Source organism: Sphingomonas sp. Leaf4, from assembly GCF_920939515.1.
Taxonomy (GTDB): Bacteria; Pseudomonadota; Alphaproteobacteria; order Sphingomonadales; family Sphingomonadaceae; genus Sphingomonas.
This window is the reverse complement of the sequence record NZ_CAKLBB010000005.1, coordinates 154,396-177,200: the sequence shown is the minus strand read 5'-3', so window position 1 is coordinate 177,200 and position 22,805 is coordinate 154,396. Positions and strand designations below refer to the sequence as shown.

At 66.5% G+C, this 22,805-nt stretch carries 20 protein-coding genes; 7 read left to right on the top strand and 13 right to left on the bottom strand.

Going from position 1 to position 22,805, the window contains the following annotated elements; translation table 11 throughout:
• Position 1: 1 nt before the first annotated feature.
• The 10 genes from LRA89_RS09095 to rpsB form a co-directional block, all read right to left on the bottom strand.
• Entirely contained in the window at positions 2-616 is a 615-nt protein-coding gene (locus LRA89_RS09095) for an OmpH family outer membrane protein (protein ID WP_230769897.1), read from the bottom strand.
• Positions 616-3,378: an outer membrane protein assembly factor BamA gene (bamA, locus tag LRA89_RS09090; protein ID WP_055757296.1), complete on the bottom strand. Its 2,763-nt coding sequence runs from the start codon at positions 3,376-3,378 to the stop codon at positions 616-618. Before bamA ends, LRA89_RS09095 begins: the two co-directional genes overlap by 1 nt.
• A gap of 61 nt (positions 3,379-3,439) precedes the next feature.
• Positions 3,440-4,573, bottom strand: coding sequence for a M50 family metallopeptidase (locus tag LRA89_RS09085; protein ID WP_230769896.1), 1,134 nt, complete (start codon positions 4,571-4,573; stop codon positions 3,440-3,442).
• A complete protein-coding gene (locus LRA89_RS09080) occupies positions 4,570-5,727 on the bottom strand; it encodes a 1-deoxy-D-xylulose-5-phosphate reductoisomerase (protein ID WP_056494771.1) in 1,158 nt (385 codons plus the stop codon). Before LRA89_RS09080 ends, LRA89_RS09085 begins: the two co-directional genes overlap by 4 nt.
• Positions 5,724-6,518 carry a phosphatidate cytidylyltransferase gene (locus LRA89_RS09075; RefSeq protein WP_230769895.1) on the bottom strand — a complete coding sequence of 265 codons (795 nt, stop codon included), beginning with the start codon at positions 6,516-6,518 and terminating at the stop codon, positions 5,724-5,726. The genes LRA89_RS09080 and LRA89_RS09075 overlap by 4 nt, the downstream gene beginning before the upstream one ends.
• The gene (locus tag LRA89_RS09070; protein WP_230769894.1) at positions 6,515-7,267 is read right to left on the bottom strand and encodes an isoprenyl transferase; all 753 of its coding nucleotides are present in this window, start codon (positions 7,265-7,267) and stop codon (positions 6,515-6,517) included. The genes LRA89_RS09075 and LRA89_RS09070 overlap by 4 nt, the downstream gene beginning before the upstream one ends.
• Positions 7,264-7,821, bottom strand: a complete 558-nt coding sequence (gene frr, locus LRA89_RS09065) for a ribosome recycling factor (RefSeq protein WP_055756349.1) — start codon at positions 7,819-7,821, stop codon at positions 7,264-7,266. The genes LRA89_RS09070 and frr overlap by 4 nt, the downstream gene beginning before the upstream one ends.
• A gap of 18 nt (positions 7,822-7,839) precedes the next feature.
• Positions 7,840-8,562 (bottom strand): UMP kinase, encoded by a 723-nt coding sequence (gene pyrH, locus LRA89_RS09060; protein ID WP_055756351.1) that lies wholly within the window; start codon positions 8,560-8,562, stop codon positions 7,840-7,842.
• Between the two features lie 143 nt (positions 8,563-8,705).
• Positions 8,706-9,641, bottom strand: coding sequence for a translation elongation factor Ts (tsf, locus tag LRA89_RS09055; RefSeq protein WP_055756353.1), 936 nt, complete (start codon positions 9,639-9,641; stop codon positions 8,706-8,708).
• 96 nt (positions 9,642-9,737) lie between these two features.
• Positions 9,738-10,562 (bottom strand): 30S ribosomal protein S2, encoded by an 825-nt coding sequence (gene rpsB / locus LRA89_RS09050; RefSeq protein WP_055756355.1) that lies wholly within the window; start codon positions 10,560-10,562, stop codon positions 9,738-9,740.
• A gap of 259 nt (positions 10,563-10,821) precedes the next feature.
• On the opposite strand from rpsB, the gene LRA89_RS09045 reads away from it, so the two are divergent.
• A complete protein-coding gene (locus LRA89_RS09045) occupies positions 10,822-11,049 on the top strand; it encodes a hypothetical protein (protein WP_230769893.1) in 228 nt (75 codons plus the stop codon).
• Here the strand turns inward: LRA89_RS09045 and LRA89_RS09040 are convergent.
• Together LRA89_RS09040 and LRA89_RS09035 are read right to left on the bottom strand one after the other, a co-directional pair.
• Complete coding sequence (locus LRA89_RS09040) at positions 11,012-11,779, bottom strand: CDP-alcohol phosphatidyltransferase family protein (protein ID WP_055756360.1); 768 nt, start codon at positions 11,777-11,779, stop codon at positions 11,012-11,014. The two genes, LRA89_RS09045 and LRA89_RS09040, sit on opposite strands and share 38 nt — an antisense overlap.
• A 2-nt stretch (positions 11,780-11,781) precedes the next feature.
• The gene (locus tag LRA89_RS09035) at positions 11,782-12,513 is read right to left on the bottom strand and encodes a phosphatidylserine decarboxylase (RefSeq protein ID WP_230769892.1); all 732 of its coding nucleotides are present in this window, start codon (positions 12,511-12,513) and stop codon (positions 11,782-11,784) included.
• A 118-nt stretch (positions 12,514-12,631) separates the two neighbouring features.
• Between LRA89_RS09035 and LRA89_RS09030 the strand changes: the two genes are divergently transcribed.
• Both LRA89_RS09030 and LRA89_RS09025 read left to right on the top strand, forming a co-directional pair.
• Positions 12,632-13,852 carry an NADP-dependent isocitrate dehydrogenase gene (locus LRA89_RS09030; RefSeq protein ID WP_055756363.1) on the top strand — a complete coding sequence of 407 codons (1,221 nt, stop codon included), beginning with the start codon at positions 12,632-12,634 and terminating at the stop codon, positions 13,850-13,852.
• 107 nt (positions 13,853-13,959) lie between these two features.
• The gene (locus tag LRA89_RS09025) at positions 13,960-15,732 is read left to right on the top strand and encodes a cation:proton antiporter domain-containing protein (RefSeq protein WP_230769891.1); all 1,773 of its coding nucleotides are present in this window, start codon (positions 13,960-13,962) and stop codon (positions 15,730-15,732) included.
• A 464-nt stretch (positions 15,733-16,196) separates the two neighbouring features.
• Here the strand turns inward: LRA89_RS09025 and alaS are convergent, their stop codons facing one another.
• Positions 16,197-18,842, bottom strand: coding sequence for an alanine--tRNA ligase (gene alaS / locus LRA89_RS09020; RefSeq protein WP_230769890.1), 2,646 nt, complete (start codon positions 18,840-18,842; stop codon positions 16,197-16,199).
• Between the two features lie 103 nt (positions 18,843-18,945).
• Here alaS and LRA89_RS09015 point away from each other — a divergent pair, with 103 nt between their 5' ends.
• The 4 genes from LRA89_RS09015 to LRA89_RS09000 are packed head-to-tail and all read left to right on the top strand — an operon-like array spanning position 18,946 to position 22,606.
• Entirely contained in the window at positions 18,946-20,286 is a 1,341-nt protein-coding gene (locus LRA89_RS09015) for a dicarboxylate/amino acid:cation symporter (protein ID WP_055756369.1), read from the top strand.
• A gap of 1 nt (position 20,287) precedes the next feature.
• Complete coding sequence (locus tag LRA89_RS09010; protein WP_230769889.1) at positions 20,288-21,112, top strand: tryptophan 2,3-dioxygenase; 825 nt, start codon at positions 20,288-20,290, stop codon at positions 21,110-21,112.
• Positions 21,109-22,332 carry a kynureninase gene (gene kynU, locus LRA89_RS09005; RefSeq protein WP_230769888.1) on the top strand — a complete coding sequence of 408 codons (1,224 nt, stop codon included), beginning with the start codon at positions 21,109-21,111 and terminating at the stop codon, positions 22,330-22,332. Before LRA89_RS09010 ends, kynU begins: the two co-directional genes overlap by 4 nt.
• Positions 22,333-22,384: 52 nt before the next feature.
• A complete protein-coding gene (locus tag LRA89_RS09000) occupies positions 22,385-22,606 on the top strand; it encodes a DUF3072 domain-containing protein (RefSeq protein WP_055756376.1) in 222 nt (73 codons plus the stop codon).
• The last annotated feature ends 199 nt before the right edge of the window (positions 22,607-22,805 follow it).

The following is a 22,805-nucleotide window of genomic DNA, read 5'->3' as shown; positions in this document are numbered from 1 at the left end:
ATCAGCGGCCCGTCGGGGCCGGACGGGTGCCGGCGGCAGGTGCCGGGGCGGCCGGGGCGGCCTGTGCCGGCGCGGTCACGCTGACGTTCGGCAGCGCGGCGTTGAGCGCGGTCAGCACCGCATCGGTGATCTCGACGGCGGGCGCATTGTAGAAGGTGCTGCCCTTCGACACGGCGAGAGTCGCGCCACGCTGCTGCGCGACGGTCTGGATCACCTGCACCAGCCGCTGGCCGATCTGCTGCTGCACATATTGCGCGTTGCGCTGAAGCTGCTGCTCCTGCGGCTGAAGCTGTTGCTGGATCTGCTGCTGCTTCTGCTGGAAGGTACGGATGCGACCCTGCAGCGCGGCGTCCGGGTTGCCGTTGGCGGCCTGCACGGCGGTACGCAGCGCGGCTTCCTCGGTCTGGAGCGGGCCGACCGCGTTACGCGCCTGCGTCTCGAGCTGGGTCTGCTGCGCCTGCAACTGCGTGTTGGCGGCGCGGCAGGCGGTGCAGTCGCGCAGGATGCGGTCCGAATCGACGACCGCGATCTTGGCATCGGGCAGCGCCTGCGCGAATGCCGGGGCGGCGGCGGTGAGGGCGAGAGCGGCGACCGCCGCGTGGGTGAGCGTACGCATCAGAATTGGGTTCCTACGTTGAAGGTGATGAGTTTCTTGTCGTCGCCGGGCTGGCTGAGCAGCGCCTTCGCCACGTCGATGCGCAGCGGCCCGAACGGCGAATTCCAGTTCACGCCGATGCCGACCGACAGGCGCGGACGCGCCGAATCGCCGAGGAAGCGTTCGAGGAACGGCGTGGTGGTCGATGTGGCGATCGTGTTCGTCTCGCCGCCGACGCAGGTGCCGCCGACCGTCGAGGAGAAGCCGGTGACGCACGTCGTCTGACGGAACGCCGTCGAACCCGTCGCGTCGGTGAACTGGTTGTTGTAGATCTGCAGGCCATCGGTCGTCTTGCTGAGCGTCGTCGACGGCAGCAGCGAGGGCGACCCGTCGGCGTTGGTGCGCAGCGATCCGTCGGCGTTGGTCGCCTGCTGGAATGCGATGGTCGGCAGCGGGCGGGTCACGCCGAACAGCGCGCCGGCCTGAATGAAGATCGACGGCCTGAGGCCCAGCTCGGCGATGCCCGACCCCAGCGGCGGTTCGAGTTCGATCTTGCCGAGATAATAGCCCTTGCCGCCCAGCGGATCGTCGATGACCTGCTGGCGATCGGTGACGAGCGTCTGGTCGCCGCCGGCGACCGACCCGGTATATTGCAGCCGCTGGACACGCGGACCGACGCCGCGAATGTCGAAACCGCGAAACTGCGGTTCGCCGAGATAGAAACGGTCGACGATCCGTACCGCGTCGATCCCCTCGCCCGAACTCTTCTGCAACGCATGGATATAGCCGCCCTCGACCCCCGCCGAGAGGATGAAGCCGCCCACGTTCCAGTATTTGTCGAAGTCGCCGCGCACGCGGGCATAGCGCACGTCGCCGCCGAGCCCCGCGAAATCGAGCCCCGTCACCAGCCGCTGGCCGCGCGACGGGCGGATGCGGTTGTTGAGGTTGTCGAAGATCAGGTTGAGGCCGACCATGCTGGTCAGCCGGTTGCCGATCGCCTCGCACAGATAGCGCCCGGCCTTGGTCGGATCGCACTCGCCGTTGGTGTAGAAGGTGTTCTCGTCCAGCCCGACATTGTCCTGGCTGAGCTGATACCGGCCCGACAGCGTCCAGAATTCGGTGAGCGGCACGCTCGCGACGATCTGCCCGCCGGTCGAGGTGTTGGTATAGGTCGTGTTGCGGTCCGACCCGAGATAGTTGAACGAGTTGAAGTCGCGCCGGAACAGCGTACCGCCGAGCGCGATGTTCTTGTCGAACAGATAGGGTTCGGTAAAGCCCAGCTCGACCGACTTCTGGTAGGTCGAATAATTGACGCTGGCCTGAAGATCCTGCCCCTTGCCGCGGAAGTTGCGCTGGCGGATCGACGCCTGGATGATGAAGCGTTCGAGGCTGGAGAAACCGGCCGACAGCGTCAGTTCGCCGGTCGATTTCTCTTCCACGTTCGCCGCCAGCACGATGCGGTCGGGCGCCGAGCCTTCCTTGCGCTCGATCTCGAACTTGTCCTGGAAATAGCCGAGCGAGTTAATCCGGTCCTGCGACCGCTTGATGAGGAAGGCGTTGAACGCATCGCCCTCGGCCACGCGGAACTCGCGGCGGATGACACGGTCCTGCGTCTGCGTGTTGCCGGTGATGTCGATCTTCTCGACATAGGTCCGGTTCGCTTCGGCGAGGAAGAACTCGATGCCCATGACGTGGTTTTCACGATCGGGCTTGAACTCGGGCCGCACGTCGGTGAACGCATAGCCGAACAGGCCGGCATATTCGCTCAACTGGTCGACGGTGTCCTCGACCTGCTTGGCGTTGTACCAGTCGCCCTTCTTCATCGGCAGCGTCTTGGTCAGCGTCGCATTGTCGAAATCGCGGATCGCGCTCTCGACGCTCACGTCGCCGAATTTGTAGCGCTGCCCTTCCTCCACCACATAGGTGATGATGAAGTCTTCCTTGTCCGGCGTCAGTTCGGCCACCGCCGAAATGACGCGGAAGTCGGCATAGCCGTTGGTCAGGTAGAACTGGCGCAGCTTCTGCTGGTCATAGGCCAGCCGGTCCTGGTCATAGCTGGTGTTCGAGCTGAAGATGCGCCACGGCCGCGACTCCTTGGTCGCCATCTCGCTGCGCAGCGCGCTGTCGCCGAACACCTCGTTGCCGAGGATGTTGATCTGGCGGACCTTGGACTTGGCCCCTTCCGAAATCTCGAAGATCACGTCGACGCGGTTCTGGTCGAGCATGACCATTTTCGGCTGCACGTTGGCGGCGAAGCGGCCCTGCCGGCGATACAGCTCGACGATCCGGGCGACGTCGGCGCGGACGGCGGTGCGCGTGAAGATCTGCCGCGGGGCGAGCTTGATCTCCTTGGTGATCTTGTCGTCCTTCAGCCGCTTGTTGCCTTCCAGCACCACGCGGTTGATGATCGGATTCTCGCGCACCCGGACGATGACGTCGCCGGTTTCGGCACCTTCGATCGCGACGTCAGCCAGCAGGTCGGACGCATACAGGTCCTTGATCGCCTGATCGAGCGTCTCGGCGGTATAGGCCGCGCCGACGCGCAGCTTGGTGTACGACAGCACCGTGTCGGGCTCGATCCGCTGCGAACCCTCGACGCGGAGCGACCGGATGGTGCGGACCGGCGCGGGGGCGACTGCCGGAGCGGCCGGTGCGGGCGCGGCGACCGGCGGGGCCGGCACCGGCTGGCGCGCCTGGGCGAACGCCGCGGTGCTCGACAGCATCGTGCCGGCCAGCAGCGCGATACCGCCCGCGCCATGAATAGAAAACTTGCTTGCGCTCACCAAACCCACCCCAACCGGAGGAACTTTCCTACAGGACGCATCGCGCCCTGCCCTATGCGGGTCAACCGATCAAGCCGGCCAACCCACGCCACACGCCGAACGCCCCCAGATCGTTCATCGTCACGAACACCATCAATGCCAGCAGCAGCGCCAATCCGCCGCGAAACGCCCATTCCATCGTTTGCGGGCGCACCGGGCCACGCTTCACGCCCTCGATCGCATAGAACATCAAATGTCCGCCATCCAGCATCGGAACTGGCAACAGGTTGATGAATCCCAGATTAATCGACACGAAGGCGATGAAGGTAATCAGCGCTGGCAGCCCCAGCGACAATTGCTCGCCCGATGCCTTGGCGATGCGCAGCGGCCCGCCCATCTCGCTCGCCGGAATCCTGCCGGTCACGATCCGTACCAGCCCGTCGACGGTGCTGCGCAGGATGTTGCCGGTCATCACCACGCCTTCGACCGGTGCCTGCCACAAGGGCACTGGCGCGAAGACCGGTTGTGGCGGCCCGATTCCCAATCGACCGATGCGGTGGATATTGCCGAACCGGTCGCGTTCGGTGACGGCGCCGATCGTCGCGTCGGTGCTGCGCGCGATGCCGCCGCGTTCATAGTCGATACGGACCGGCTCGTTCGCGCGGATCAGCGTGAAGAGCAGCATATCGCGATAGGTATCGACCGACCGACCGCCGAGCGCGATGACGGTATCGCCCGGCAACAATCCGGCGCGCTCGGCCGGGCTGCCGGCGACGATCGATCCGACCTGCGCCGGGGTCCGGTCGATACCGTAGGTCGCGGCGAGGCCGCCGAGGATCGCCACCGCCAGCACGAAATTGATCGCAGGGCCAGCGGCGACGATGATCGCGCGCTGCCACAGCGGCTTGGCCTGAAACGTCCGCGCCCGTTCTTTCGCCGGCAATTGCAGCCATGCCGCATCGGGCTGCGACGCCGGGTTCATGTCGCCGGCGAAGCGGACATAGCCGCCAAGCGGCAGCCAGCCGAATTTCCAGCGCGTGCCCCGCCGGTCGGTGAACCCCGCGACTTCGTGACCGAAGCCGATCGAGAACGCCTCCACCCCGACGCCGAACCAGCGCCCGGCGAGATAATGGCCAAGCTCATGCACGAAGACGAGCGGACCCAGCACCAGCAGGAACGCGAGGACCGTCATCAGCACGCCCGGAGAGTCGATCAAGCCGCGTAATCCTTTACCCGCTCCCGCGCCAGCGCACGCGCCTCGGCATCGATCGCGAACACCGCATCGAGCGTCGACGGACCCGGCGGGTCGAAGCGGTCAAGGACATCGCCGACGATTGCGGCAATTTCGAGGAAGCCGATCCGCCGGTCGAGAAACGCGGCGACCGCGATTTCATTGGCGGCGTTGAGGATCGCCGGCCGCCCGCCACCCGCCGCCAGCGCGGCCCGCGCCAGCGCCAGCGCCGGAAACCGTTCCATATCGGGCGCTTCGAAATCTAGCCGGCCGATCGTCGCCAGATCGAGCGGGGTACAGGGCGTCACCATCCGGTCGGGCCATGCCAGCGCGTGTGCGATCGGCACGCGCATGTCGGGCGATCCGAGCTGCGCCAGCGTCGACCCGTCGACATAATCGACCATCGAATGGATCACCGACTGGCGGTGGACCAGCACGTCGAGTTGCTCGACCGACACCGGAAAGAGGTGGAACGCCTCGACCAGTTCCAGCCCCTTGTTCATCATCGTCGCCGAATCGACCGAGATCTTGGCGCCCATCGACCAGTTGGGATGCGCCACCGCCTGTTCGGGGGTGATGCCGCGCATCTCCGCCAGCGATCGTTCGCGAAACGGGCCGCCACTGGCGGTCAGGACGATGCGGCGGATGCGCTCGGGCGGGCAATCGTCGAGGCACTGGAAGATCGCGTTATGCTCGCTGTCGACCGGCAACAGCTTCGTGCCGGCCTGACGGGCCGCCGCCATCATGACCTCGCCAGCCGATACCAGTGCTTCCTTGTTGGCCAGCGCCACCGCGCCGCCGCGTGCCAGCGCGGCCATCACCGGCTCCAGCCCGGCGGTGCCGACGATCGCCGCCATCGTCCAGTCGACCGGCCGTGCCGCCGCTTCCGCCACGGCACGCGCCCCGCCCGCCGTCTCGATTCCGCTGCCGTCCAACGCATCGCGCAAGGCAGGCAGGCAGCCCTCGTCGCCGACCACCGCCAGTCGCGCGCCGACCCGCCGTGCGGCGGCGGCCAGCTTCGCCACGTCGCGGTGCGCGGTCAGCGCCTCGATGGCATAGTCGTCCGGGTTGCGTTCGATCAGGTCGAGCGTGGAGGTGCCGACCGATCCGGTCGCACCCAAAATCGTAACGCGCTTCATACCAACCGACCTGCCAACAACACCATCAACGCCGCGGCCGGCGCCACCGGGACCAGCCCGTCGAGCCGGTCCATCACCCCGCCATGCCCCGGCAGGACGTTGCCCGAATCCTTGACCCCGGCCTTCCGCTTGAGCTGGCTTTCATACAGGTCGCCCATCTGCGCCAGCACCGCCAGCAGCGGCGTGGCCGCCACAAGATGGAACGGCAGACCGACCTCATAGAGCACGCTCGCGAACACGCTGGCCGCGATCACCCCGCCGATCAGGCCCGCCCATGTCTTGTTCGGGCTGATCGTCGGCGCAAGCTTCGGTCCGCCGATCGACCGCCCGGCGAAATAGGCACCGATGTCGCATGCCCACACCAGCGCCATCGCCCAGAACGCCAGCAACAGCCCGTCGGGCCGGTCGCGCAGCAGCACGATCGCGAGCGCGGGCAATCCGCAATAGACGATGCCGCGCGCCAGACCGGGCTGGCGCGTGACGATGACGATGAAGAACGCCGCACCGGCGATCAGCCCCAGCGTGAGGAACCCCGCCCCCGCCGCCAGCGGCGACAGGATCGCCAGCGGCACCATCAACGCATATTGCGCCAGCCGCTTGTGCTGGCGCGACACGCGGTACAGGTCGGCCCATTCCGCCATCATGAACAGGCTGCCGATCGCGACCAGCAGCCAGAAGGCGAATTGCCCGAACCACAATGCCAGCGCGGCGACGCCGATCATGCCGATACTCGCCACCGTACGGACGGCAAGGTCCGACTTGCGGCGTTTGACGGGGTCCGGTTCGCTCACAGGCCCCCGAAGCGCCGCTGCCGCTGGCCATAGGCGGCGATGGCATCGGCAAGCGCCTCGCCATCGAAATCAGGCCACAGCGTATCGACGAACAGCAGTTCGGAATAGGCCGCCTGCCACAGCAGGAAATTCGACAGCCGCTGTTCGCCCGAGGTGCGGATCATCAGGTCGAGCGGCGGCAGGTCGTGCGTGTCGAGTTCGCGCTCGATCGCCGCTTCGTCGATCGCGCCGACCGGCATCCCCGCCGCGACCTTTTCCGCCAGTCGCCGCGCGGCGGCGGCCAGTTCGGCCTGCGCGCCGTAGTTGAGCGCGATGGCGAGGATCGGGCCGGTGTTCTCGACGGTCCGCGCGACCGCGTCGTCGATCAACTCGACCAGATCGCCCTTCAGCGCGCGATAATTGCCGAGGATGCGCAACCGCACCCCCTCGCGCACCAGTTCGGCGAGTTCGTTGCGCAGGAAATGGCGCAGCAACCCCATCAGGTCGCCGATCTCTTCCTCCGGGCGACGCCAGTTCTCCGAGGAGAAGGCGTAGAGGGTCAGCGCCTCGATACCCTGCTCGCGCGCGGCGCGGGTGATGCGGCGGACCGCCTCCACCCCCTGGCGATGGCCGGCGATGCGCGGCAGTCGCCGGGCCTTCGCCCAGCGGCCGTTGCCGTCCATGATGATCGCGACGTGGCGGGGAACGGGCAGGCCCGGCTCCGGGCGCTGGACCGAGGGAGCCGAGGCGCGCGCGGCGAACGGCGTCACTTGCCGAGGATTTCCTTTTCCTTCGCGCTCGCCGCCGCATCGAGGTCGGCGATGGTCGCGTCGGTCATCTTCTGCACTTCGGTCTCCAAGCGCTTCCGCTCGTCTTCCGAATAGACGCCCTTCTTCTCGTCGGTCTTCAGGCTCTCCATCCCGTCGCGGCGCACGTTGCGCACCGCGATCCGCGCGGATTCGGCATATTTGCCGGCAAGCTTGGCCAGTTCCTTGCGCCGGTCCTCGGTCAGATCGGGGATTGGCAGACGCAGCGTCTGGCCGTCGACGATCGGGTTGAGGCCGAGACCGGCCGAGCGGATCGCCTTGTCGGCAGGGCCGACGTTCGACTTGTCCCACACCTGCACCGACAACATGCGCGGCTCGGGCACCGAGACGGTGGCGATGGTGTTGAGCGGCATGTGCGAGCCATAGACCTCGACCGTCACCGGATCGAGCAGCGACACCGAGGCGCGACCGGTGCGCAGGCCGCCCAAATCGCCCTTCAGCGATTCGACGGCACCGGCCATGCGGCGCTCCAGATCGGCCTTGTTATAGGCGGCCATAACGATCTTCCTTATCTATCAAGCGTTGTTCTGAACGATCGTCGACGTGCCATCGCCCGCCAAGACGGCGGCAAGGTTGCCCTCGTCACGGATGTTGAAAACGACGATCGGAATATTGTTATCGCGGCACAACGCAACCGCCGATGCGTCCATGACCTTCAGGTCGTCGGCCAGCACTTGGCCGAAGCCGAGCGTGTCGTAGCGGGTCGCGGTCGGCACCTTCTTGGGATCGGCATCGTACACGCCGTCGACGCTGGTACCCTTGAACAGCGCTTCGCAGCCCATTTCGGCGGCGCGCAACGCGGCGGTGGTGTCGGTGGTGAAGAACGGGCTGCCGGTGCCGGCGGCGAAGATCACGACGCGGCCCTTTTCCATATGCCGCACCGCACGACGGCGGATATAGGGCTCGCACACCGATGCCATCGGGATCGCCGACTGGACGCGGGTTTCGACGCCGATCTGCTCGAGCGCATTCTGCATGGCGAGCGCGTTCATCACGGTCGCCAGCATGCCCATGTAATCGGCGCTGGCGCGCTCGAAGCCCTGCGCCGCGCCCGCGACACCACGGAAGATATTGCCGCCGCCGACGACGATGCAGACCTCATGCCCCTCGCTGCGGGCCGCCTGAATCTCGCGCGCGACACGGTCGCACATCGCCGGATCAATGCCGAACTGTTGCGATCCCATCAGGACTTCGCCCGACAATTTCAGGAGGATGCGATTGAAACGGGGACGGGTCATGGAACCTGCAAGATGATCTGTCGGGAGCGCGGCGGACCCTAGACGGGGCCGCCCACAAAGCCAAGCGACGTTATGCCGATGCGAAACGGGCCGCAGGGACGGTCTGTCCCCACGGCCCGCGGCGCGCACGAAAAGCCCGGACCTTATTTGGTCAGGCCGGCCGTTGCGGCGACTTCGGCGGCGAAATCGCTCTCTTCCTTCTCGATGCCTTCACCGAGCTGGAAGCGGACATAGTCCTTGAGCACGATCGTCGTGCCGGCATCCTTGGCGGCGCTGGCGACCACGTCGGCGACCGGCGTCTTGCCGTCCATGACGAACGCCTGCGTCAGCAGCGCGTTCTCTTTCTTGAACTTCTCGATCGGGCCGTTGAGAATCTTCTCGGCGACCTCGGCCGACTTGCCGACGATCTTTTCGGCGTTCTTCTCGCGCAGGATCGCCGCTTCGCGTTCCACGACCTCGGGGTCCAGCGCCTCGACCGACAGCGCCAGCGGGAAGGCAGCCGCGATGTGCATCGCGATCTGCTTGCCGAGCGGTTCGAGCACGTCGACGCCCGCATCCGATTCGAGTGCGACGAGCACGCCGATCTTGCCGAGGCCCGGAGCTGCGGCGTTGTGGACGTACGGGATCACCGCGCCCTGCGACACTTCGACCGCCTTCGCGCGACGCAGCACCTGGTTCTCACCGATCGTCGAGATGCTCGCGACCAGCGCGTCCTCGACGGTGCCGCCGTTCGGCATCGGCTGCGCCTTCAGCGCTTCAATATCGTCGCCCGATTCGAGCGCGATCGCGACGACGCTGCGCACGAAGCCCTGGAACTGCTCGTTCTTGGCGACGAAATCGGTCTGGCTGTTCACTTCGACCGCGACACCCTTGGTGCCGGCAACGGCGAGGCCGACGAGACCTTCGGCGGCGGTGCGGCTCGACTTCTTGGCGACGGCGGCGAGGCCCTTGGTACGCAGCCAGTCGACGGCGGCTTCCATGTCACCGTTGTTCTCGGACAGCGCCTTCTTGCAGTCCATCATGCCGGCGCCCGAGCGCTCACGCAGTTCCTTGACGGCGGCGGCGGTAACTTCTGCCATGGCTTGGCTCCTAGGAATATCAGGTGTTGAATATAGTTGCGGGCGAGGCAGCGCGTGTCCCGCCCTGCCCCGCCCGCACGTCAGTTCCGTGACAGGTCAGGCGTCGATCTGACGCTCGCCCTCACCCGCGGTTTCCGGGGTGGTCGCGGCGGCCGGATGTTCCGGCTCGGCGGTCAGCGCCTCTTCCGCCGGCGGTTCGTCCATCGCACCGAGGTCACGGCCCGAATGCGCCATCGCCTGCTGGCCGCCACGGGTCGCGGCGATCGCGATCGCTTCGCAATACAGGCGGATCGCACGGCTTGCGTCGTCGTTCGCGGGAACCGGGAAGGCGATGCCGTCCGGCGACACGTTCGAATCGAGGATCGCGACGACCGGGATACCGAGCGTGTTGGCTTCCTTGATCGCCAGCTCTTCCTTGTTCGCGTCGATCACGAACATGATGTCGGGAATGCCGCCCAGATCACGGATGCCGCCGAGCGACATCTCGAGCTTGTCCTTCTCGCGCGTCAGGTTCAGCACTTCCTTCTTGGTTAGGCCGTGCGTGTCGCCCGAGAGCTGCTCTTCGAGCGCCTTGAGACGCTTGATCGAGTTGCTGATCGTCTTCCAGTTGGTGAGCATGCCGCCCAGCCAGCGGTGGTTGACGAAATGCTGGCCCGACTTGCGCGCGGACTCGGCGATCGGCTCCTGCGCCTGACGCTTGGTGCCGACGAACAGGACCTTGCCGCCCGACGCCACGGTCGACGACACGAATTCCAGTGCGCGCGCGAACAGCGGCACGGTCTGCGACAGGTCGAGGATGTGAACGCCGTTGCGGTCGCCGAAGATATACGGCTTCATCTTCGGGTTCCAGCGGTGGGTCTGGTGGCCGAAGTGCGCGCCCGATTCGAGCAGGGCCTGCATGGTGACGACAGGTGCCGCCATAGGATAATTCCTTCCGGTTGATCCTCTGGGAAGCAGGAACCCTTGATTGGACCGAAGGTCCGGGCACCGGTATGTGCGCTTCCCATGTGGGGTTGAGGGGAGCGCCCTTAGCGCACGCTGCCGTACCGATCAAGTCTTGACCGATGGAACGATATGAGAACATAAAGCGATCGGAAGCGGATTGCGGAACCCGGGCAGAACCCGGTGGTTCAATCCGCCGCGGGCATGATCGTCAGCCCGCAACTCGGGGAGTTACGAGATGGCCCTGTTTGCCTCGCTGGTTTTCGCCATCGCCTTCTTTATCGCCATTGGCGCGATCGTCGGCACGATCCTTCCCGCTCGCGGGCGCATCATCGACCTGCTGCGTCAGGGATCGGGGCAGACGATGGTCGACCCGCTTCCCTCGGTACGGCTGACCTCGCGGCGCGGCGTTATCCGCCAGCGCGCGGTTACGCCTGCGGCAGTGCGGCTTCGCGCTGCCGCCTGACCTTGGCGAAGCTGCGGATGCTCAAGGGGATCGTCGCCAGATAGGCGACGCACACCAGCGTCAACGTCTGCCAGGGCGCCGATACCAGTGCTGCCGCGACGACGACAACCAGACCTATCGCCTCGAACCGGATGTTCCGGCGCAGTTTCAGCGACGACCAACTATAGGTCGCCACGCTGGACACCATCAGGAACGCGATCAGCGCGATCCATGGCGCGACGATCCACGGCGAGCGGAACAGTTCCTCGCCACTCCAGATCCAGACATAGAGCGGCAGCATCGCCAGACCGGCGCCAGCCGGTGCCGGAATGCCGGTCAGGAACCCCGCCGACTTGTGTGGCTGGTCCGCGATGTCGATCCGGGCGTTGAACCGGGCGAGTCGCAGCGCGGTGAAGACCGCATAGACGAGGCAGACGATCCAGCCGATGCGGGGTTCGGCCAGCAACGCCCATAAATAGATGATGAGCGCCGGCGACACCCCGAACGAAATCGCGTCGGACAGCGAATCGAGCTCGGCGCCGAAGCGGCTTTCGCCGCGCACCATTCGTGCCACTCGCCCGTCGATCCCGTCGAGGACTCCGGCCAGCAGCACCATCAGGACGGCGCGCTCCCAGTCCTGCCCGATGGCGAAGCGGATGCCGGTCAGGCCGGAACACAGCGCGAGTGCGGTGACGGCATTGGGCGCGATCGCGCGCAGCGGGATACCCCGGCCGGGAAGCGGTGGTCGCATGGTTATTGCGCGATCCCGGTCGCGGCGGCGATCCCGGGCCGCCCAAGCACGGTTTCCCCGGCGACGCTGCGCTGGCCGAGCGCCACCTGTGGCTCGATCCCGTCGGGCAGATAGACGTCGACCCGGCTGCCGAAGCGGATCAGGCCGATCCGCTGACCCGCCGCGACGATGTCTCCGGGCTTCACGAAACCGACGATCCGCCGGGCGACGAGGCCCGCGATCTGGGTGAAGCCGACGCGCTGGCCGTTCAGCCCCTCGACCACGATATGCTGGCGTTCGTTCTCGTCGCTCGCCTTGTCGAGATCGGCGTTGAGGAACTTGCCCGAGATATAGACGACCTGCCGGATGGTCCCGGCGATCGGGGTGCGGTTGATATGGACGTCGAACACCGACATGAAGATCGACACGCGCACCAGCGGCGCATCGCCCAGGCCGTTGGCCCCGCGCAGCTCGGGCGGCAGTTCCACCCGCTGGATCATGGTGACGAGCCCGTCGGCCGGCGCCACGATCAATCCCTCGCCCTGCGGGGTGGTACGAACGGGATCGCGGAAGAACGATGCGACCCACAGCGTCACGAGGCCCATCGGCCATGCCAGCGTTTCCCACGCCATGGCGGCGAAGAAGGCGGTGATGCCGGCGGCGATGAGGACGTATTTGTACCCTTCGGGATGAACCGAGGGCCAGCGCCACTTGACGGTCGTGGTGCCGACCGCGGGCTTTTCGAGCGATGCCATGAAGCGTGGTGTACCCAAGGCAAGCCGTGCTGACAACCGCCCCATGGCGCGATGCGGTTGATCGAAGCCGATCCAGTCCGTAAGGCCCGTCCAACTCCAACGAAATCGAGAGAGCTATATGGCGAAGATCAAGGTCAAAACCCCCGTCGTCGAGATCGACGGCGACGAGATGACCCGCATCATCTGGGCATGGATTCGCGAACGCCTGATCCAGCCCTATCTCGAGATCGACCTCGACTATTACGATCTCGGCATCGAGAAGCGCGACGAGACCGACGACAAGATCACCGTCGACAGCGCCAAGGCGATCCAGAAGTATGGCGTGGGCGTGAAGTGCGCCACCATCACCCCCGACGAACAGCGCGTCGAGGAATTCGGCCTGAAGAAGATGTGGCGTTCGCCCAACGGGACGATCCGCAACATCCTCGGCGGCGTGGTCTTCCGCGAGCCGATCGTGATCTCGAACGTGCCGCGCCTGATCCCCGGCTGGACCAAGCCGATCGTCGTCGGCCGTCATGCGTTCGGCGACCAGTACAAGGCAACCGATTTCAAGGTGCCCGGTGCCGGCAAGCTGACCATGAAGTGGGAAGGCACCGACGGACAGGTCATCGAGGAGGAAGTGTTCGACTTCCCCGCCGCCGGCGTCGCCATGGGCATGTACAATCTCGACGAATCGATCCGCGACTTCGCGCGTGCGTCGATGAACTATGGTCTGGGTCGCGGCTGGCCGGTGTATCTGTCGACCAAGAACACGATCCTCAAGGCCTATGACGGCCGCTTCAAGGACATTTTCGAGGAAGTGTTCGCCGCCGAGTTCAAGGACAAGTTCCAGACCGCCGGCATCGAATATCAGCACCGCCTGATCGACGACATGGTCGCATCGGCGCTCAAGTGGCACGGCGAGTTCGTCTGGGCCTGCAAGAACTATGACGGCGACGTGCAGTCGGATCAGGTCGCGCAAGGGTTCGGTTCGCTGGGCCTCATGACCTCGGTGCTCATGTCGCCGGACGGCAAGACGATCGAGGCGGAAGCGGCGCACGGCACCGTCACCCGCCATTATCGCCAGCACCAGCAGGGCAAGGCGACCTCGACCAACCCGATCGCGTCGATCTTCGCATGGACCGGCGGCCTGAAGTATCGCGGCAAGTTCGACGACACGCCTGAGGTGACGAAGTTCGCCGAGACGCTCGAGCGGGTCTGCATCGAGACGGTCGAGGCCGGCCACATGACCAAGGATCTCGCGATCCTGATCGGGCCGAACCAGCCGTGGATGACGACCGAGCAGTTCTTCGAGCAGGTTCGCCTGAACCTCGAAGCGGCGATGGGGTCGCAGGGCTGATCCACACGCCCTGGCGATGACGGCACGGCGTCCACTCCGACGGGGTGGGCGCCGTTCCTGCGTTTGGGCGGTTGCCGCGGCCGTGCCGCATCCGCAACAATGCGCCCATGCCGCTTCCGATCGATTCGACGCCGTTCAGCGATTCGCTGGTCATCCTGGGGGCCGCCGGCCTCGTCATCCCCGCCTTCGCGCGGTTCCGGGTCAATCCGGTTATCGGGTTCATTTTGGTGGGCGTATTGGTCGGCCCGTTCGGGCTGGGCGCGCTGGTGTCGCGTCTGCCGTGGCTCTATCACGTCACCATCACCGATCGCCATTCGATCGAGCCGTTCGCCGAGTTCGGCATCATCCTGTTGTTGTTTTCCATTGGCCTGGAGCTTTCGTTCAAGCGCCTGTTCGCGATGCGGCGGCTGGTTTTCGGGCTGGGCGCGGCCGAACTGATCGGGTCGGGGCTGCTGATCGGCATCGCGCTGATGCTGCTGGGTCAGGGGACCGCCGGGGCGATCGGCCTCGGCCTTGCGCTCGCCTTGTCGTCGACCGCGCTGGTGCTGCCGATGGCGGGGACGACCGGGCCGGTCGGACGCACCGCCTTCGCGATGCTGTTGTTCGAGGATTTGGCGCTGGTGCCGATCATCTTCGCATTGGGCGCGCTGGCCCCGACCGCGAGCGAGGATGGCTGGACCAACCTTGCCACCACCGCGATGTGGGGCGGTTTGAGCGTCGTCGGCCTGTATGTGGCGGGACGGCTGGTGCTGCCCAAGCTGTTCGCGCAGGCGGCGCGGACCAAGAGCCCCGAGCTGTTTCTTTCGGCCAGCCTGCTGGTTGTGATCGTCGCCAGTCTGGTGACGACCGCCGCCGGGCTGTCCCCGATCGTCGGCGCGCTGCTCGCCGGCCTGCTGATCGCCGAGACCGAATATCACAGCGAGGTCGAGGTCATCACCGCGCCGTTCAAGGGGCTGGCGCTGGGCGTGTTCCTCATCACCATCGGCATGAGCCTCGACATCGCGACGATCATCGACAATTGGGGGTCGCTGCTCGGCGCGATCGCCGGGGTCGTGGTGGTCAAGGCGCTGGTGACGAGCGGGCTGTTGTGGCTGAACGGCGTGCGGCCGGGCACCGCGACCGAAACCGGGCTGCTGATGGCGAGTCCCTCGGAAACCACGCTGATCGTGCTGGCGGCGGCGACGCAGGCGCAGCTCATCCTGCCGTCGACCGCCGCCTTCTGGCAGACGGTGACGGCGATCGGCCTGACGATCACCCCGCTGCTGGCGATGATCGGCAAGCGCGCGTCGCGGCGGATCGAGACGCGCACCGGCGGCGAGGAGCCCCCTGCCCCGGAAGCTGCCGGATCGGGCGTGGTCATCATCGGCTTCGGCCGGGTCGGGCGGCTGGTGGCCGAGATGCTCAAGACCCACGGCAAACCGTATATCGCGGTCGATTCGGACATCGACAATGTCGCGCAGGCGCGGGCCGAGGGGCATCCGATCCTGTTCGGCGACGTGTCGCGATCCGAGCTGGTCGACCGGCTCGATCTGGGGCGGGCGACTGCGCTGGTGCTGACGATGGACGATCCGGTGCTGACCGTCCGGCTGACGCGGCGGGTGCGTGGATGGGTGCCGGGGCTGACGATCCTCGCCCGCGCCCGCGATGCGGCGCATGCGGCGGAACTCTATGCCGCCGGAGTCAGCGACGCGGTGCCCGAGACGCTGGAATCATCGCTGCAACTGTCGGAAGCGGTGCTGGTCGATCTGGGCGTGGCGATGGGGCCGGTGATCGCATCGATCCACGAAAAGCGCGACGAATTGCGCCAGTCGATCCGCGCGCAGGCCAGTCTGGAGCGCGAACCGCGGATTCGGCGGTTGCGGCGGGTGGGGGAGAGCTAAGGATACCCTGTGCTGACGGTCCAAAGTTTACAAAGTTTACACTTGCGATGCGAATGTAGGCGAAATTGGGGCAGGTTTCGGGGCTGCGAAATACGACGGTGGGAAAGAGCTGCGGTCAGGATAGCGGCGCTCGGGGGTGTAGGACAGCCACCGTCGTCGGCGGTCGGCCGTGCGCCGGCTTGTTTGCTTGCTGGTCGTAGACCGATCCACCCCAAAGCAGGCGTCATCCCGGCGAAGGCCGGGATCTCCCGGGTGGATACAGGGCAGGAGCCGCTGGAGGCCCCAGCCTTCGCTGGGGCGACGTTTCGGTGCAGGTGAGCCAAAAGCTGGCGCGCATTGAGCGAGCCGAAGGCTCGCGCGCTTGCGATGCAAGCGCCTGCCCCTCTCCCAGCTTCGACTAGGCCTTTGCTTCTGCAAAGACCAAGTCTTCGCATCCCTCTCCCCTTTCGGGGGAGAGGGAAAGGTTAGCCGGTGATCAGGGACTTGATCGCGGCGATCGCTTCGCCGGCCTTGGTGCCGTCAGGACCGCCGCCCTGCGCCATGTCGGGGCGGCCGCCGCCGCCCTGTCCGCCGAGTGCCGCCACCGCCGCCTTGACCAGATCGACCGCGCTGATGCGGGCGGTGAGGTTGCTCGACACGCCGACGCCGACCGAGGCGCGGCCGTCGTTGACCGCGACCAGCGCGACGACGCCGCTGGGCACGCGGGTGCGGGCTTCGTCGATCGTGCCGCGCAGCGCCTTCGCATCGAGGCCGTCGATGACTTGGCCCAAGAACGCCACGTCGCCGACCTGTTCGGGGCCGGCGGGTGCGGCCCCTGCCCCGCCGCCCATGGCGAGCGCCTTTTTGGCATCGGCGAGTTCACGCTCCAGCCGGCGGCGGTCCTCGACGAGTTGCGCGACGCGCGCGGGGACTTCGTCGGGAGTGGCCTTCAAGGCAGCGGCGGCTTCGCGCAGCTTCGCGTCGCGGTTGCCGAGCCACTGGCGCGCGGCTTCGCCGGTCAGCGCCTCGACGCGGCGGATGCCCGAGGACACCGCGCCTTCGGACACGATCTTGAAGACGCCGATCTCGCCCAGCGCGCGGACATGGGTGCCGCCGCACAGTTCGATCGAATAGGTGCCGTCGGCATCCTCGCCCATCGCGACGACGCGAACCTCATCGCCGTATTTCTCGCCGAACAGCGCCATCGCGCCCATCGCGATCGCGTCGTCGGGGGTCATCAGCCGGGTGGTGACGCTGCCGTTGCCGCGCACCTGCGCATTGACGTCGGTTTCGACCAGGGCGAGCGCGTCCGCCGCGATCGGCGAGGGCTGCGAAAAGTCGAAGCGCAGGCGTTCGGGGGCGACCATCGATCCCTTTTGCGCGACATGGGTGCCGAGCCGCTGGCGCAGCGCCTCGTGCAGCAAATGCGTTGCCGAATGGTTGGCGCGGATTGCGGCGCGCCGCTGGGTGTCGATTGTTAGCGCGACGCTGTCGCCGAGCTTCACGCTGCCGGCGCCGATCGTCACGACATGAGCGTGGAGCTTGCCGAGCTGCTTGGCGGTGTCGGTGACGGTCGCCTGCAAGCCGGCGTCGGTGGTCATCGTGCCGGCGTCGCCGACCTGACCGCCGCTTTCGGCGTAGAACGGCGTCTGGTTGGTGAGGATCAGGACCTCGTCGCCCGCCGCCGCGTGCTCGACGCGCTCGCCGTCCTTCAGGATCGCGACGACCTGTCCCTCGCCCGCTTCGACCGAATAGCCGATGAACTCGGTCGGCCCGGCGGTTTCGAGTACGTCGAACCACACCTCGTCGGACGCCTTGGCCCCCGATCCCTTCCATGCCGCGCGCGCGGCGCGCTTCTGTTCGGCCATCGCCGCGTCGAAGCCGGCACGATCGACTGCGAACCCCTGCGCGCGCAGCGCATCCTCGGTCAGATCATAGGGGAAACCGAAGGTGTCATAGAGCTTGAACGCGGTTTCGCCGGCCAGCGTCGCGCCGGGCGCGAAGCCGGTGGTCGCCTCGTCGAGCAGTTTCAGCCCCTTGTCGAGCGTACGGCGGAACTGGGTTTCCTCCTGGTTCAGCGTCGCTTCGATCAGCGGCTGCGCGCGAACCAGCTCGGGATAGGCCGCGCCCATTTCCGACACCAGCGACCCGACGAGGCGGTGCATCAACGGGTCCTTGGCGCCGAGCAGATGGGCATGGCGCATCGCGCGTCGCATGATGCGGCGGAGCACATAGCCCCGGCCATCGGCGGCGGGCAGGACGCCATCGGCGATCAGGAAGCCCGACGCGCGCAGGTGATCGGCGATGACGCGGTGGCTGGCCTGCGTCTCGCCTTGCGCGCGCGTGCCGGTCAATTCGCACGATGCGGCGATCAGCGCCTTGAACGTGTCGGTGTCGTAATTGTCCGAGACGCCCTGCATGACGGCGGCGATGCGCTCCAGCCCCATGCCGGTGTCGATCGACTTCTTGGGCAGTTCGCCGACGATCTCGTTGGCGTCCTGCTCGAACTGCATGAACACGAGGTTCCAGATCTCGACGAAACGGTCGCCGTCCTCGTCGGGGCTGCCCGGAGGACCACCGGGGATGTGGTCGCCGTGGTCGTAGAAGATTTCCGAACACGGGCCGCACGGGCCGCTGTCGCCCATCGCCCAGAAATTGTCCTTGGTGGGGATGCGGATGATCTTGTGATCGGGGAGGCCGGCGATCTTCTTCCACAGGTCGAACGCTTCGTCGTCGGTGTGATAGACGGTCGCGGTCAGCTTCTCCGGGGCCAGCCCCCAGTCGCGGGTGAGCAGCGTCCAGGCGTTCAGGATCGCCTGTTCCTTGAAATAATCGCCGAACGAGAAATTGCCGAGCATCTCGAAGAAGGTGTGATGCCGCGCGGTATAGCCGACATTGTCGAGGTCGTTGTGCTTGCCGCCGGCGCGGACGCATTTCTGCGAAGAGGTGGCGGTGGTGTAGGGCCGGCTTTCGAGGCCGGTGAACACGTTCTTGAACGGCACCATGCCCGCATTGACGAACATCAGCGTCGGATCGTTCTGCGGCACCAGCGGCGCCGAGGGCACGCGGGCATGGCCTTCGCTGGCAAAGAAGTCGAGGAACGAGCGGCGGACATCGTTGGTGGAGGTCATGACCACGCTCGATACGCAGCGGCGGGCGACTTGCCAAGCGGGGGTTGACCTTGGAGCCGCAATCCCGTCCCTTTGCGCGCGACATCGACCGGGAAACCTTTGAATGGCCAAGCGGCTCACGACCTATATCCTCATCGCGCTGGTGGCGGGCCTCGTGCTCGGCTGGGCGCTGAACGCGGGGATCGACGACGGCGGCGGGGCGGGCAGCGCGCGGTTGAAGGAAATCGCGGGCTATTTCTCGATCGTGACGACGCTGTTCCTGCGGCTCATCAAGATGATTATCGCGCCGCTGGTATTCTCGACGCTGGTCGTCGGGATCGCGCATATGGGCGACAGTTCGGCGCTGGGGCGCGTGGGGCTGCGGTCGCTGACGTGGTTCATCGGCGCGAGCCTCGTGTCGCTGACGCTGGGCCTGTTGCTGGTCAATCTGTTGCAGCCGGGCGTGGGCCTGGGGCTGCCGTTGCCGCCGGTAGCAGCGGATGCCGGGGTGGCGAAGGCGGCGTTCAATCTCAAGGACTTCGTGGCGCATCTTGTGCCCGCGTCGAGCTTCGAGGCGATGGCGACCAACGAGATCTTGCAGATCGTCGTCTTTTCGGTGTTCGTCGGCGTTGCGCTGACGGCGGTGGGCGACAAGGGCGCGCCGCTCGTCCGCGCGCTCGAAGGGCTGGTGGCGGTGATGCTCCAGATCACCGACTATGTGATGCGCGTCGCGCCGCTGGCGGTGTTCGCCGCCGTGGCGGGCACGCTGGCCGAGCGCGGGCCGGGGGTGATCGGCGACCTCGCCTATTTCATGGGCAGCTTCTATCTGGGGCTTGCCGTGCTGTGGGCGGCGCTGATCGGCGTCGCGTTCCTCATCATCGGGCCGCGCACGGGGATGTTGCTGCGCTATCTGCGCGATCCGATCCTGCTCGGCTTTTCGACCGCGTCGTCGGAGGCCGCCTATCCGCGCACGCTGGAGGCATTGGACCGGTTCGGGGTGCCGCCGCGCATCGCCAGCTTCGTGCTGCCGCTGGGCTATTCGTTCAACCTCGACGGGTCGATGATGTACATGACGTTCGCGTCGATCTTCATCGCGCAGGCGTACGGCATCGACCTGAGCTGGACGCAGATGATTACCATGCTGCTGGTGCTGATGGTGACGTCCAAGGGCATCGCCGGCGTGCCGCGCGCCAGCCTGGTCGTGATCGCCGCGACCCTGGGCATGTTCAATATCCCCGAGGCGGGGTTGCTGCTGATCCTCGCGGTCGACCACTTCCTCGACATGGGGCGCACCGCGACCAACGTGATCGGCAACGCGATTGCCGCCAGCGTCGTCGCGAAATGGGAGGGCGGGTTCGACAAGCCCGAGAGCGCGGTGATCGAGCCGCTGCCGACCCCCTCGGGCCATCCGCGCACCGACGTGCCCGACAGCTTCCGCGACATCGGTGGGCCGACCGGCCACTGAGATGGAGACCCGCGAAACCGACCGCCCTGCCCCGCCCCGGCAAGGCCCGACCTATTCGAGCTATCTGCGGCTCGACAAGGTGCTGGACGCGCAGGAGCCGCTGTCGGAAACGCATGACGAACTGCTGTTCATCGTTATCCATCAGACGTCCGAACTGTGGATCAAGCTGTGCCTGCACGAGCTGGAGGCGGCGCGGCAGGCGTTGATGCAGGACCGGCTGGGCGCGGCGTTCAAGATGATGGCGCGGGTGGCGCGGGTGCAGCAGCAGTTGATCCAGAGCTGGGACGTGCTGGCCACGATCACCCCGGCGGATTATTCGGCGATGCGCGGGCGACTGGGCGGCAGTTCGGGGTTCCAGTCGGTGCAGTACCGGCTGCTCGAATATATGCTGGGGGCCAAGAACGCAGCGATGCTGGCGGCACATGACGGCGACGTCCCCGCGCAGGAGGTGTTGCGGGAGGCGCTCACGCGGACCAGCCTGTATGACGAGGCATTGCGGCTGCTCGCGCGGCGGGGGTTCGGGGTTCCGGCCGACCGGCTGGAGCGCGACTTCACCCTGCCCTATCAGGCATCGGCCGAGGTCGAGGCGGCGTGGGCGCAGGTCTATGGCCAGTCGGAACGCTATTGGGACCTGTACGAGCTGGCCGAGAAGCTGGTCGACCTCGAATACCGGGTGCAATTGTGGCGCTTCGGGCATTTGAAGACGATCGAGCGGATCATCGGCTTCAAGCGCGGCACCGGCGGGAGCGCGGGTGTCCCCTATCTGGCGAAGGTGGTCGGCGAGGTGTTTTTTCCCGAACTCCTGAGTGTCAGGCAGGCATTGTGATCCACGACGATTTCCTTGCGCACGATGCCGCCGATCCGCTGCGGACGATGCGGGCGCGGTTCGCCCTTCCCGATGGGCTGGTGTATCTCAACGGCAATTCGCTGGGCGCGCTGCCCACGGCGACGCCCGAGCGGATGCAGGCGGTGGTGACGCGCGAATGGGGCGAAGGGCTGATCCGAAGCTGGAACAGCCACGACTGGATCGGCGCGGCAAAGCGGGTGGGGGCAAAGATCGCGCCGCTGATCGGGGCCAGGGCCGACGAGGTGCTGGTGGCCGATTCGACCTCGGTCAATCTTTACAAGCTGCTGGTCGCGGGACTGAAGGCGCAGGGCGGGCGCAACGTCATCCTGTCCGAACCGGGCAATTTCCCGACCGACCTGTATGTTGCCGAAGGGGCGGCGTGGAGCGTGGGCGACGCCGAACTGCGCACCGTGCCGGCGGATCAGATCGTCGCGGCGATCGACGAGCGGGTCGCGGTGGTGATGCTGACCCATGTCCATTACAAGACCGGCCGGATGCTCGACATGGCGGCGATCACCGCCGCTGCGCAGGCCAACGGCGCGCTGGTGCTGTGGGATTTGAGCCATAGCGTCGGCGGGGTGCCGGTAGACCTGAACGGGTGCAACGCCGATCTGGCGGTCGGGTGCGGCTATAAATATCTGAACGGCGGACCCGGCGCGCCGGCGTTCCTGTATGTCGCTGGGCGGCATCAGGCGGCGTTGCAGTCGCCCTTGTCGGGGTGGATGGGGCATGCCGCGCCGTTCGCGTTCGACGACGACTATCGCCCGGCGGGCGACATCGGACGCTTCCAGTGCGGGACGCCGTCGATCCTCGGGCTGGCCGCGCTGGAGAGCGGGGTCGATGTGTTCGGACCGGTCGATTTCACCGCGTTGGTCGCCAAGTCGCGGGCGCTGGGCGATGCGTGTATCGCGCTGGTCGAGGCGCGGTGCGAAGGGCTGGAACTGGTGTCGCCGCGCGCCGCCGGGTCGCGGGGGAGCCATGTGTCGTTCCGCCACCCTTCTGCCTACGGCATTGCGCAGGCGTTGATCGCCGAACAGGTGATCGTCGATTTCCGCGCGCCCGACGTGATCCGGCTGGGCTTCGCGCCGCTCTACAACAGTTTCGGCGACCTGTGGCGCGCGGTCGAGGTGCTGGCGGCGATCATGGCTGAACGGCGCTACGACGACCCGGCGTACCGGGTGCGCAACGCGGTGACGTGACGGGAACGAAAACCGAACGTCCGGGGTTGGGCATGGCGAAAGGAACCTGCCCATGTCCGAGCAACAGAACCCCAAGAGCGAACCCTTTTCGAACGCGGAAAAGGACCCCGACGACTGGACCACCGGTGACGAGGCGATGACCGGGGCGCAGGCGTCGTACCTGAAAACGCTGAGCGAGGAAGCGGGCGAGCCGTTCGATGATTCGCTGACCAAGGCCGATGCGTCGAAGCGGATCGATGCGTTGCAGGAGAAGACCGGGCGCGGGAAGGAATGAGGTAAAGTAAGGTTGGTTCGCGCGGAGGCGCGGAGGGGTTGGAGATGCGGCACCACCTTCGCGTTCGGGAGACCCCTGCGCTCACGGTTGCCGACAATGACAGGCCGCTGGCGCGGGTGACGTGGCATCAAGCACGACATCTCCGCGCCTCCGCGCCTCCGCGCGAACCAAACTTCTTCTGAACGCTCCGCCATCCGCC